10 protein-coding genes are annotated in these 9,788 nt (G+C 67.6%); 7 read left to right on the top strand and 3 right to left on the bottom strand.

Annotated elements, in window-relative coordinates; translation table 11 throughout:
• Positions 1-1,371, bottom strand: coding sequence for a glycoside hydrolase family 47 protein (locus HZY97_RS12375; protein ID WP_180143970.1), 1,371 nt, complete (start codon positions 1,369-1,371; stop codon positions 1-3).
• Between the two features lie 98 nt (positions 1,372-1,469).
• Between HZY97_RS12375 and HZY97_RS12370 the strand changes: the two genes are divergently transcribed.
• From HZY97_RS12370 to HZY97_RS12350, 5 genes are read left to right on the top strand one after another with little or no spacing between them, the layout of a single operon-like run.
• Positions 1,470-2,000, top strand: coding sequence for a hypothetical protein (locus HZY97_RS12370; RefSeq protein WP_180143968.1), 531 nt, complete (start codon positions 1,470-1,472; stop codon positions 1,998-2,000).
• Positions 2,001-2,038: 38 nt separating this feature from the next.
• On the top strand, positions 2,039-3,811 hold the full coding sequence (gene recQ / locus HZY97_RS12365; protein WP_180143957.1) for a DNA helicase RecQ: 1,773 nt from the start codon (positions 2,039-2,041) through the stop codon (positions 3,809-3,811).
• The gene (locus tag HZY97_RS12360; RefSeq protein WP_180143955.1) at positions 3,808-4,290 is read left to right on the top strand and encodes a hypothetical protein; all 483 of its coding nucleotides are present in this window, start codon (positions 3,808-3,810) and stop codon (positions 4,288-4,290) included. The genes recQ and HZY97_RS12360 overlap by 4 nt, the downstream gene beginning before the upstream one ends.
• Positions 4,287-4,718 carry a TIGR01244 family sulfur transferase gene (locus tag HZY97_RS12355; RefSeq protein ID WP_180143953.1) on the top strand — a complete coding sequence of 144 codons (432 nt, stop codon included), beginning with the start codon at positions 4,287-4,289 and terminating at the stop codon, positions 4,716-4,718. The genes HZY97_RS12360 and HZY97_RS12355 overlap by 4 nt, the downstream gene beginning before the upstream one ends.
• A complete protein-coding gene (locus tag HZY97_RS12350) occupies positions 4,715-5,077 on the top strand; it encodes a hypothetical protein (RefSeq protein ID WP_373684352.1) in 363 nt (120 codons plus the stop codon). The genes HZY97_RS12355 and HZY97_RS12350 overlap by 4 nt, the downstream gene beginning before the upstream one ends.
• A 5-nt stretch (positions 5,078-5,082) precedes the next feature.
• Here the strand turns inward: HZY97_RS12350 and HZY97_RS12345 are convergent, their stop codons facing one another.
• Positions 5,083-5,571, bottom strand: a complete 489-nt coding sequence (locus tag HZY97_RS12345; RefSeq protein ID WP_180143951.1) for a hypothetical protein — start codon at positions 5,569-5,571, stop codon at positions 5,083-5,085.
• 74 nt (positions 5,572-5,645) lie between these two features.
• Here HZY97_RS12345 and HZY97_RS20980 point away from each other — a divergent pair, with 74 nt between their 5' ends.
• Together HZY97_RS20980 and HZY97_RS12335 are read left to right on the top strand one after the other, a co-directional pair.
• Positions 5,646-6,611, top strand: coding sequence for a sterol desaturase family protein (locus tag HZY97_RS20980; protein WP_180143949.1), 966 nt, complete (start codon positions 5,646-5,648; stop codon positions 6,609-6,611).
• Positions 6,545-8,122, top strand: a complete 1,578-nt coding sequence (locus HZY97_RS12335) for an FAD-dependent oxidoreductase (protein WP_180143947.1) — start codon at positions 6,545-6,547, stop codon at positions 8,120-8,122. Before HZY97_RS20980 ends, HZY97_RS12335 begins: the two co-directional genes overlap by 67 nt.
• Positions 8,123-8,367: 245 nt before the next feature.
• On the opposite strand, the gene HZY97_RS12330 is transcribed toward HZY97_RS12335, so the two are convergent.
• Positions 8,368-9,783, bottom strand: coding sequence for an ammonium transporter (locus HZY97_RS12330; RefSeq protein ID WP_180143945.1), 1,416 nt, complete (start codon positions 9,781-9,783; stop codon positions 8,368-8,370).
• Positions 9,784-9,788: the final 5 nt, after the last annotated feature.

The raw sequence follows: 9,788 nt of genomic DNA, 5'->3' as shown, positions 1-9,788 counted from the left end.
TTAGCGCCTGAACCCCTGCAGCACATTCCCCTCGGTCGTCAGGTAGTTGCGCTTGTAATCGAAGCGCCGGCAGTCCGCGAAGATCAGCCAGTAATATTTCATCTGCTCGGACCACCAGTAACCGGGGCAATGGTCGGCCTGCGCCTTGGTGGTGACGTCGGCCATCACCGCATAGCCATAGGGCGCCTTGTTCCACTGCTGCATCGCGCGGAAATGCCGGGCGACCAGCGCGCGCCATTCTTCCTTGCCGTCGAGCAGCCAGTGGTTGAATGCGGCATCGGCCAGTTCGGGGCGCAGCGCGTTGGTCTTGTAGGTCGGCGCGCCCTGATAGGGGTCATAGCCCTCGGGCAATATGCCGTAGCGCGCCTGCACCTTGTCCCACGCATGGGTATAGGCCTCGCCCACTGCCCGGTCGCCGCCCTGTGCCAGCAGTCCGCCATAGAAGGACGACAGCTCGTCCTGCTCCCAGTTGATCCGCTTGCCGGTCTCGAAATCGACATCGACGAACCACAGGTCGCCGTTCAGCGTGGCGCGCTGGTGCTTGAGGATCGCAGCGGTGCAGGTGCGGTACATGCGCAGGCAATCGCGGTCGCCGAGCAGCTGCCAGCCGTCCCACAGATATTCGTAATAGCTGTCGGAGGGCGGGCCGGTTGTCGCGCGCCGGCTCTTCCACTCGCCGGTCATGCAATCGACTGCGTCGGGGATCAGCCCGATCTTCGAGCGCCGGTCATAGAGCGCGACCAGCGCCTGTTTCGCCGCCTTGAAATAGCGGTCATCGCCGGTGAGGTTGCTGAGCATCCCGAACTCGGTGATGCAGCTGCCCACTTCGGCCGGATTGGTCACCGGTCCGCGCACCGCACCGGTCTTCAGATTGACGAAGCGGTGCGGCAGCCCGATCGGCGAGGCGGTGAAGGCCGGCATCAGCCGGTCGGTCAGGTCCTTTGCCTTGGCGAGCAATACCGGGTCGCCGCCGGCGAGGTGCCCGGAGAGCAGCCCGCCAACCAACCGGATGATCGTCTCGAACACCGAGACTTCGCCGTCCACGTCGAAATCGAGATTGGCACGGATCCAGTCGACCCCGTCCTTGAACTCGGCATCGAGCTCCATCAGCCACAGCGTGTCGAGCGCCTCGATCAGGCTGAGCCCGATATGCCGTCCCTTGATCGAGAAGCTCTCGGCGCCGCCCGAGACCGGCATGATCTGGTCCTTGCCCCACGCCTTTTCGCGATAGTTTTTCCACGCCCAGCGCATCGCCTCGCGCACTTCGTCGCCGAGCGCGCGCCAGTCCTCCTTCGCCGTGGCGGGCAAAGGGAGCAGCGCGGCGGCGCTGCCGGCGATCAGGCCGCGTCGGCCGATGCGGAAGGAAGTCATGCGCACAGGCTAGGCGAGCCGCCGCACCGGTGCAAACCGTGCTTGCCGCCTCGCACCGCGTATCGGATAGTTGCGGGGCGACAGCGGGAGAGCGAGCGATGCGCAAGACGGCATGGGGTTTGGCGGTAGCGACGATGGCGATCGCGAGCCCGGCACTGGCGCAGGGCATCACGCTGGAAAAGGGCGAGGAAGCCATGCTCGCGATCGACGATGGCGGCACCGCCGACGCCGCGCGCGGTCCCGCCACGCCCACGCCGTTCGAAGTGGCGGTCGGCCGGCAGCTTTCGGGCATCGCCCCGCCCAAGGCGCCGGTGACCGAGGGTGTGCCGATGCAAAACGGCACGGGCCTGCCCGATGCACCGGTCCCCGAAGCCGGCCAGCTCCGCTTCCGCTTCCTGCCCGTGCCCGGCACCGACCATTCGCTGCTGATCATCCATAACGGCTATGGCCAGGCGCTTCGCTATCGCGCCAGCATCACCCGCGCCGGCAAGGCCCAGCCGACCGATGTCTGCCTGGTCATTCCCGGCAAGGTGGGAGTCGAATTCTGGCCCTTTGCGATCACTGCGATCGAAGTGAGCGCGTTCCGGCTGGTTCCCTGGAAGCCCGCGGACGGCGCTCCCTGCGAATAGCCTCGACTTCACTGCCCTTCGCCCGCTAACCGCCTCCAATGACTCCCCCCACCGATACCCTGCGCCGCGTTTTCGGCTTCGACGCTTTCCGCGGCGTGCAGGACCAGGTGGTGGCGCGCGTCCTCGCCGGCGAGCGCACGCTGGCCGTGATGCCCACCGGCGCCGGCAAGTCGCTCACCTATCAGCTCCCTTCGGTGATGCTCGACGGCACCTGCGTGGTGATCTCGCCGCTGATCGCGCTGATGCACGATCAGCTTCGCGCCGCCGAAGCGGTCGGTATCCGCGCCGCGACGCTGACCAGCGTTGACGAGAACCGCGCCGAGACGATCGAGCGCTTCCGCGCCGGTGAGCTCGACCTGCTCTATGTCGCGCCCGAGCGCGCCTCGAGCGAGCATTTCCGCAACCTGCTCGGCCAGGCGAAGCTCAGCCTGTTCGCGATCGACGAGGCGCATTGCGTCTCCGAATGGGGGCATGATTTCCGCCCCGATTATCGCCTGCTCCGCCCGCTGCTCGATCGCTTCCCCGAGGTGCCGCGCCTCGCGCTCACCGCCACCGCCGACGCGCATACCCGTGCCGATATCCTCGAGCAGCTCGGGCTGCCGCAGGAGGGGCTGATCGTCGCCGGCTTCGACCGGCCCAATATCCGCTATGCGATCACCCCGCGCGAGAACACGACCCGCCAGGTGATCGACCTGATCGCCGAGACCCCCGGCCCCGGCATCGTCTATGCCCAGACGCGCGCGGGCGTCGAGAAGCTTGCCGAGAAGCTCGCCGCCGAGACCGGCCGGCCGGTGCTGCCCTATCATGCCGGGCTCGACCCCGATGTTCGCCGCCGTAACCAGGCGGCGTTCGTCGCGTCGGAAGAGATGGTGATCGTCGCGACCGTCGCCTTCGGCATGGGGATCGACAAACCCGATGTCCGCTTCGTCGCGCATGCCGGCCTGCCGAAATCGATCGAGGCCTATTATCAGGAAACCGGCCGTGCAGGGCGCGACGGCGATCCCGCGGTGGCGCATCTCTTCTGGGGCGCCGATGATTTCGCCCGCGCCCGCCAGCGGATCGGAGAAGTCGAGCCGCAGCGCCAGCCCGGCGAGCGCACGCGGCTGACCGCGCTCGGCGCGCTGGTCGAGACCGCGGGTTGCCGCCGCCGCATCCTGCTCCGGCATTTCGGCGAGAATGACGCGCCCGAAAGCTGCGGCAATTGCGACAATTGCCTGACCGCGCCCGCCGCGATCGATGCGACGGTGACTGCGCAGAAATTCCTCTCCGCGGTGTTCCGCACCGGCATGATGTTCGGCGTCGGCTATATCGAGAGCATCTTGCTCGGCCAGTCGACCGAGCGGAGCATGATCAACGGGCATGAGGCGCTGTCGGTGTTCGGCATCGTCGAGGGCGACGAGGTCGCACTGGTCAAGCCGGTCGCCCGCGCGCTGCTGCTGCGCGATGCGCTGCGCGCCAACGAACATGGCGGGCTGGAGTTCGGGCCCGAGGCCAAGGCGATCCTCAAGGGCGGGGCCAAGGTCGAACTGGTCCTGCCGCCCAAGCGCGAACGCAAGCGGCGCGGCAGCAAGTCGAGCGTCCCCAATCCGATCGGCAATCCGCTGTTCGAGGCGCTTCGCGCCCGGCGCCGCGAGATCGCGCAGGAGGCACAGGTGCCGCCCTATATCGTCTTCGCCGACGCGGTGCTGCGCGACATGGCCGAGATGCGCCCCAGCAGCCTTGCCGCCATGGCCAACATCTCCGGCGTTGGCGCGCGCAAGCTCGAAGCCTATGGTGACGCCTTCCTGCAAGTGATCCGCGAGGCCGCGTGAGACTGTTGCTCGCCTCTGCTTTGCTGCTGACCGCCTGCGCGCCGGCGCCGCAGGTCGAGGCGCCCTCCACGCGCGCGACCATCTCGATGGACCGCAACAGCTGGGGCCATCTGGTCTCGCGCTGGACGATCGATGCGGCGGGCAATGGCCGCTACACCGTGGCCGAGCCCGATGGCTGGCAGCCGAAGCAATGGGTTACGCGCGGTTTCTCCGCCGGCCCGGCGGGCTTTGCCGAGATCCGCAAACTGCTGGCGCTGGGCGAGGCGCATGCCGGGCGCGAGCTCGAATGCGGGCCCCGGATCACCGATCAATATTACGGTACCGCCCGCTGGGACGGCGCCAGCCTGACCTACGACATGGGCTGCCAGGCGCCCGCGACCGAAGAAGTGCTCAAGGGCATCACCGCCGCCGAGCGCCGGGTCGCGGCCTGGGCGGCCGGCCAGCCGATCCTCGAAACACAGAAGGTAGAAAGCCAATGAACCTGCGCCGCGTCGATGACAGCATCTCCGTCGCTCCCCAGATCGCGGCCGAGGACATGGCGCTCCTCGCCGAGCAGGGCTTCTCCTATGTGATCAACAACCGGCCCGACGAAGAAGAGATGGGCCAGCCCGGCGGCGACACGATCCGCGCCGCGGCCGAGGCGGCCGGGCTCGGCTATGCCGCAATCCCCGTCACCCATGCCGGTTTCTCTTCCGCCCAAGTCGAGGCGATGGCCGCCGCGCTGGCCGAGGCCAAGGGCCCGGTGCTCGCTTATTGCCGCTCGGGCACGCGCTCGTGCAATCTCTGGGCGCTGGCCGAGGCGAGCAATGGCGGCGACCCGGCGGAGATCACTGCCAAGGCCGCCCAGGCCGGCTATGACATCTCCGGCATCCGCCCGCTCCTGGACCAGCTCTCGGGCAAGGCGTGACGCAGCTCTATATCTTCGCCGGCTCGCTCGCCTCGATCCTGTTTATGACGGCGGTCGCCTGGGCGCTCGGGCTGGGGCGGGGCAGCGCGATCGCCGGGACGCAGGAAGCGCGCGAGACCGCCGAGGCGATGATCTCCGGCTTCGATGCCGGTGAGGCGCTGCTCGGCAGCGACGGCAAGGCTGCGCTCGTCCATGGCAACGCCGGCGATGTCGCGCTGCTCAAGATGCACGGCGCCCGGGTCGCGGCGCGCCATCTCCGCCTGCCGCTCGCCACCGAAGCGACGCCCGAGGGCCTCCGCATCGATAGCGGCGACCGGCGCTTCGGCGCGGTGCTGCTGAAGGGGGTCTCCGGTTTCTAGGCTGTTCAGCGGCGCATCATCGGCATTTCCGCCGGTGCGGTCCGGATATCGGCGAGCTTGTTCGCGGCGATCGTGACGAAGGATAGCAGGGCGAGCCGGTCGCCGCGCATCCATTCGATGCGGATGCGTCCGTCGGCGAGCAGATAGGGCGCGTTGTGGCGCAGGCCTGCCGGTACGCGCCAGTCGGTGAGCGGCGCGCGCTCCTGGCATGCCGGCGACATTTCCGCGCAAAAGCTGACGGTTGCATCCCCGGTGCGCAGCGCAGCGGGTAGTGGCGCTCCGCGGTCATAGTCGGCGAGCGCAGCGGCGATGGTCGTGGCGGTCTCCGTCGGGATCGGGCCGCCCGCCTCGCGTGCCGGGAGCAGCGCGATGATCTGGAGCATCCCGTCCTGCGACAGTATCGTGCCCGGGCACATGCCCTCGGCCGGGCCTCCCTTGAAGGGCGTACAGGGTTCGGCGGCTGCCGCGACGGCGAGAAGCAAGGGAGCGATCATGCCCGACTGCTACCGCCCATGCGTGACACGGCCAAGGCGTGACAGGCTACTGACATTGAAGTAAGCAGGGCATCATGCCCGTGCATCTGCCCGATCCGGTCAACTATGCCATTCCCGGCTTCGTGCTGCTCGTGCTCGCCGAAATGGCAGTCGCGCGCCTGCGTGATCGCAAGCGTTTCTGCCCGAAGGACACGCTGACCAGCCTCGCGCTCGGCCTTGGCAGCACCGTCGCCGGGCTGCTCACCGCCGGCTTCGTCTATGCGATCGCGATGGGGATCTACCAGTTCCGGATCTTCACCATCCCGTTCGCCTGGTACTGGTTCGTCCTCGCCTTCGTCCTCGACGATCTCGCTTACTACGCTTTCCACCGCTCGGCGCACCGCGTCCGCTGGTTCTGGGCGAGCCATGTCATCCACCATTCGAGCCAGCATTATAACCTGACCACCGCGCTGCGGCAGACCTGGACGGGCTTTGTCAGCCTGGGCTTCCTGTTCCGCCTGCCGCTGTTCCTGATCGGCTTCCACCCGGCGATGATCTTCTTCGTCGCGGCACTGAACCTGATCTACCAGTTCTGGATCCACACCGAAGTGATCGGCCGGATGCCGCGCTGGTTCGAAGCGGTGATGAACACGCCCTCGCACCACCGCGTCCACCACGCGACCAATGCGCGCTATCTCGACCGCAACTATGCCGGCGTGTTCATCGTCTGGGACAGGATGCTCGGCACCTTCGTGGAAGAGCGCGCCGACGACCGGCCGCGCTACGGCATCGTCAAGGATCTCGGTAGCTTCAACCTGCTCTGGGCGGCCTTTCACGAATGGGTCGGCATCGCCAAGGACGTGTGGGCGGCGCCGAACATGAAGTCCCGAATCGGGTACATGATCGCGCCGCCGGGCTGGAGCCACGACGGCAGCCGCGATACATCGGAAGTGATAAAGGCGCGCTGGGAGGCGCGGGAACAAGCGGGGGTCGCGTGGAAGCAGCCGACATCGTCGTCATCGGCGGAGGATCCGGCGGAAGCGCCGTCGCGGGCCGCCTGAGCGAAGGCGGCAAGTACAGCGTAGCATTGCTCGAAGCAGGCGGCCGCAACACCGGCATCAAGACGCGGATGCCCGGCATGCTCCCGTTCCAGCCGCCGGCGACCAACTGGGCCTTCGAGACCGTCCCCCAGCGTGGCCTGAACGGCCGCCGCGGCTACCAGCCGCGCGGCAAGGGGCTGGGCGGATCGAGCGCGATCAACGCGATGCTCTATGTCCGCGGCCACCAGCGCGACTATGACGAGTGGCGCGATCTCGGCTGTCCCGGCTGGGGCTGGGACGAGATGCTCCCCTGGTTCCGCCGCTCCGAGCACAATGTGCGCGGCGCCGACGCATTCCATGGCGACAAGGGTCCGCTCTGGGTCAGCGACCAGCTTTGGGCGCACCCGGGCAGCGAGGCGTTCATCGAGGCAGCGGGCGAACTCCAGATCCCGCGCAACGACGATTTCAACGGCGCCCACCAGTCGGGCGCCGGCCTCTATCAGGTGACGCAGAAGCATGGCGAGCGCTGGACCGCAGCGCGCGCCTATCTCACGCGCCGCGACACGCTCGAGATCATCACCGACGCCACCGTCGAGCGCGTGCTGTTCGAGGATGGCCGCGTCTGGGGCGTCGCCTATCAGCGCGACGGAGTGGCGCGCGAGATTCGCGCGCGCCGTGCCGTGGTCCTCGCCGCCGGCGCCTTCCAGACGCCGCAGCTGCTGATGCTCTCGGGCATCGGCCCGGGCGAGCATCTGCGCGAGAGCGGCCTGTCGGTCCGGATCGATCGCCCGGCGGTCGGCGGCAATCTCCAGGACCATGTCGATTATGTCGCCGCGTTCGAGACGCCGGGCAGCTTCTTCCTCGGCCGCTCGGCGGCGGGATCGCTCAAGTCGCTCGGCTCGATGGCGCGCTGGATGCTCACCCGCAAGGGCCGGATGACCACGCCCTATGCCGAGGGCGGCGCCTTTCTGCGCACCGATCCGGCGCTCGAGCGGCCCGACATCCAGCTCCATTTCCTCATCGCCATCGTCGAAGATCATGGCCGCACCCCGGTGCAGGGCCATGGCTTCTCCTGCCATGCCTGTGTGCTGCGCCCCGAAAGCCGCGGCACCGTCCGCCTCCAGTCGCTCGACCCGCGTGTCGCGCCGCTGATCGATCCCGATTTCCTCGGCGATCCGCGCGACATGGAGGTCCTCAAACAGGGCGTCCGGACGATGTACCGCGTGCTCGAGGCACCGCAGCTCGCCCAGTATAAGGGCCGCGACCGCTATCCGATCGACCTTGCCGACGATGCCGCGCTCGAACGGCTGATCCGCGCGCGCGCCGACACGATCTACCACCCCGTCGGTACCGCCCGCATGGGTTCGGACGGCGGCGCCGTGGTCGATCCGCGGCTGAAGGTCCGCGGCGTCGAGGGGCTCTACATCGCGGACGCCTCGATCATGCCCCGGCTGATCGGCGGCAACACCAACGGCCCGACGGTCGTGATCGGCGAACGCTGCGCGCAGTTTATCCGCGAAGACCTGGCCTGAACTCCCTCTCCCATTGGGAGAGGGAAGGGGCCCGCTCGGCGACGCCGAGTGGGAAGGGTGAGGGCAGCCTTCCCACTCGATCCTCACCCTTCCGCCGACTGCGTCGGCTCCCTCCCTCTCCCAATGGGAGAGGGAGCTTCGAATGAAAAAAGGGCCGGCGCTTTCGCACCGGCCCAGTCGTCCGCAGGAGGAACCTCGGTTGGGCGCCGCGCTCGTGTAGGAGAGCTGCGCGGCGCCCGATTTCGTCAGTAGTTGTAGGCACGCTCGCCGTGCGCGTTGATGTCGAGACCTTCCATCTCGACTTCGACGCTCGGGCGGATGCCGATCGTGTACTTGAGCAGCAGGAACAGGATCAGCGACACGCCGCCCGAAAGGGCCAGCGTGGTCAGTACGCCCTGGGTCTGCACCCAGAGTTGCGTGGTGAGATTATACTCACCGGCCACTGCCGGGATGACCGCGAAGTTCATGAAGCCCTGGCCGCCCAGCGTCGGGTCGGCGACGATGGCCGTGCCGATCGCGCCGATGATGCCGCCGACGCAGTGGACGCCGAACACGTCGAGCGTGTCGTCATAGCCGAGCTTGTTCTTCACCGTGGTGACGAAGAAGAAGCAGCCGATCGACGCGACGATGCCGAGCACGACCGAAGTCATCGGGGCAGCGAAGCCTGCAGCCGGCGTGATCGCGACGAGACCGGCGACGACGCCCGAGGCTGCGCCGAGCAGCGAAGGCTTGCCGTGCACCACCTGCTCGATGATCGCCCAGGCAGCACCCGCCGCCGCAGTGGCGACCATGGTGTTGATGAAGGCGAGCGAGGCGAACTTGTTGGCTTCGAGGTTGGAGCCGGCGTTGAAGCCGAACCAGCCCACCCAGAGCAGCGACGCGCCGATCATGGTCATGGTCAGCGAGTGCGGCGCCATCGGCTCCGACTTGTAGCCGGTGCGCTTGCCGATCACGAGGCAGCCGACCAGGCCGGCAATGCCTGCGTTGATGTGGACGACGGTGCCGCCCGCGAAGTCGAGTGCGCCCTTGCCCCACAGGAAGCCATGGTCGTCAGGCAGGCCGGCGGTGAAGTCTGGGCCCGGCCAGTACCACACCATGTGCGCCATCGGATAATAAGCGAAGATCGACCAGAGCACGACGAAGATGATCAGCGGGGTGAACTTCACCCGCTCGGCGAAGGCGCCGACGATCAGCGCCGGGGTGATCATCGCGAAGGTCATCTGGAAGACGACGAAGGTCGTCTCGGGCAGATAGACGCCGTTCGAGAAGGTCGCGGCGAAGGTATTGGCGTCGACGCCGTGCATCAGCGCCTTGGAGAAGCCGCCGACGAACAGGTTGAGCGCACCACCATTGGTGAAGGCCATTGAATAGCCGATCGTCACCCAGAGCAGGCCCGCCACGCAGACGATGGTCAGCACCTGCATCAGCACCGAGAGCATGTTCTTGGTGCGGACGAGGCCGCCATAGAAGAGCGCGAGGCCCGGCACCGACATCATCAGCACCAGTGCCGACGAGACCAGCATCCAGCTGACATCGCCCTTGTTGACCATCGCGTCGGTCGGCACGACCGGGGCGGCGGCGGGTGCCTGCGCAAGCGCCGGCATCGCGGCGAACAGGGCGCCCAGCCCCGCTCCCGCGGCAATCTTCATCGCTAGTTTCATCTGGA

The sequence above is a fragment of the Sphingomonas sp. R-74633 genome, assembly GCF_013416555.1.
GTDB lineage: Bacteria > Pseudomonadota > Alphaproteobacteria > Sphingomonadales > Sphingomonadaceae > Sphingomonas.
This window is presented reverse-complemented; position numbering and strand designations above follow the sequence as displayed.

Coding starts and splice junctions, on each gene's coding strand:
- HZY97_RS12375 (WP_180143970.1), bottom strand. CDS start 1,371: ATGACTTCCTTCCGCATCGGCCGACGCGGCCTGATCGCCGGCAGCGCC.
- HZY97_RS12370 (WP_180143968.1), top strand. CDS start 1,470: ATGCGCAAGACGGCATGGGGTTTGGCGGTAGCGACGATGGCGATCGCG.
- recQ (WP_180143957.1), top strand. CDS start 2,039: ATGACTCCCCCCACCGATACCCTGCGCCGCGTTTTCGGCTTCGACGCT.
- HZY97_RS12355 (WP_180143953.1), top strand. CDS start 4,287: ATGAACCTGCGCCGCGTCGATGACAGCATCTCCGTCGCTCCCCAGATC.
- HZY97_RS12345 (WP_180143951.1), bottom strand. CDS start 5,571: ATGATCGCTCCCTTGCTTCTCGCCGTCGCGGCAGCCGCCGAACCCTGT.
- HZY97_RS20980 (WP_180143949.1), top strand. CDS start 5,646: ATGCCCGTGCATCTGCCCGATCCGGTCAACTATGCCATTCCCGGCTTC.
- HZY97_RS12330 (WP_180143945.1), bottom strand. CDS start 9,783: ATGAAACTAGCGATGAAGATTGCCGCGGGAGCGGGGCTGGGCGCCCTG.